We start from the raw sequence: 2,009 nt of genomic DNA on the forward strand, positions 1-2,009 counted from the left end.
CGTCAAAAATGCTGAGGTTCCACTGATCCATCCATTTTAATACGGGCAATCCGTTTTCAAATTGAATGGGCAACCAAATGTAACTTGCTTCGATTGGCTTTTTTGGCGTCCAGCGATCGGCCATAAAAATAAAAGCATCGTCTTTCCCGTCCACAGGTAAAATATATGTGCTTTGTGAGTGGAAAGTCAGATCGGCATCCTCGCCAACACAAGGATTTGGATGTTGTTCCCAGGGGCCCCAAATCGATTCGGCGGTAAATAGTCGGGCAGCATTGGGATCCCAGCCCGTACAGCCGGATGTTATCATAAAATACTTCCCGTCTTTTTTGAAAATGGCAGGCGCTTCATTGTGTCCGCCCGGTGCAACACGGATGTATTTTCCGGTGTAGCTCAAATAATCATCGCTTAGTTCGGCTATGTGCAGTGTCAGGTTTTCTTCCGATGCATAAATATGATAGGCTTTGCCATCATCATCAACAAATAAGGTCATGTCGCGCGACATCTGTCCTCCATCAAAATCACGTCGGATAAATAATCCATCGTGAACCGCCTGCATCCATTCATCGGTCCACCAATTCGAAAAATCATCCATGGTTAAACTGCTGGTTTTCTGCTCTTCAGTCATGTTCTGCGGCCAAACTCCTGCATTGGGTCGCAATGAGCGCAGATAAGTGTAAGGCCCGGTAACATTGTCGCTAACAGCAATCCCAACACGTGCGGCACTGTATCCTTTTCCTTTCAACTCCAAGTGAATATATAAGACAAACTGTTGCGTTTTGGCGTTGTAAATAACCTTCGGACGCTCCACTACACAACCGGTCTCAATATCGCTTCCAACACTGTCGCTAACCGGCAACACAACTCCTTCAGGTTTCCAGTTATATAAATCTTTTGATGAGTAACAATTCACTCCCACCCGGGCCGAACTGGTATTTTCGCTTTTGTATTCGCCAAACCAATAATAGGTGTTATTGTAATATAAAATTCCACCGCCGTGGGCATTTATGTGCACACTATCGGCATCGGGCCAGGGTTGCCCCGGAGTAAAACTTTGAAATCCTTGCGGCACTTCTTTTTTTGGATTGCATCCCATTAATGCAATCATTAAAAAGGCGCAAAAAAAAGTAAAGAGAATAGGAAAATGCAGGTTTAATTTTGGTTTCATAATAACGGTTATTTTGCTTTATTGATTTTATTCTAATCTTTCATCACAAAGTGCAGCAAAAATATCAGTCCGGTTTTGCAATCAGTGGCATAAATTCAACGTAAGATTGTACATATTCGATTAACCACCTTTCATGCTGTTTTAATCGCCCGATCAGGTAATCTTTTCAATATACTCCTTTGGAGTGCATCCGTAAAGATCTTTAAAACAACGGCTAAAATACGACGGACTGGTAAATCCAACCATGTAAATCACTTCGCTGATCGATCGTTTTTTCTGCACCAGCAAGCCGGATGCAACTTTTAATCGTTGAGTACGGATAAACTCGTTCGCCGTTTGCCCCGTAAGTGCTTTAATTTTTCGGTAGGCCTGGTTAGCGCTAACTTTAAGTTCGGCACTAAAGGCCTCCACATCAAAATTGGTATTATCCAAATTGTTCTGTACCGACTGAACTGCTGCTTTAAGAAATTCCTCGTCCAGAGATGATAATTCAATGTGTTCGGGCTCCAAAATTTGCTCGGTTCGCAGTCGCTCCTGCTTTTGTTTTTGCAGGGTAAGCAGGTTATAAATTTTCAGCGACAACGAAACCATATTAAAGGGTTTATAGATGTAATCAACCGCCCCAAGCTTTAATCCTTTTATCTGATCTTCCTGCATGGTTTTGGCCGTAAGGAAAATTACCGGGATGTGCGAATAATTCAGATCGTTTCGCAGTTGGGTGCACAGTTCAAAACCATCCATTTCGGGCATCATTACATCCGAAAGAATAAGGTCGGGAGTGTTTGCTTCAATTTTTTCAAGTGCTTCCTTGCCATTATCAGCGCACTCAACATTAAAATGTTTC

Annotated in this window: 2 protein-coding genes; both read right to left on the minus strand. The window is 42.7% G+C overall.

Features of this window, described 5'->3' with window-relative positions:
- Positions 1-1,165: glycoside hydrolase family 43 protein (locus tag ABZB17_RS22315; RefSeq protein WP_372653856.1), on the minus strand; the 1,165-nt coding region annotated here is incomplete at its 3' end.
- A 153-nt stretch (positions 1,166-1,318) separates the two neighbouring features.
- Positions 1,319-2,009, minus strand: a 691-nt coding sequence (locus ABZB17_RS22320) for a response regulator (RefSeq protein ID WP_372653858.1), incomplete at its 5' end; no start/stop codon positions are given.

Origin of the sequence: Draconibacterium sp., assembly GCF_041583095.1 — a bacterium.
In the GTDB taxonomy this organism is placed as follows: domain Bacteria; phylum Bacteroidota; class Bacteroidia; order Bacteroidales; family Prolixibacteraceae; genus Draconibacterium.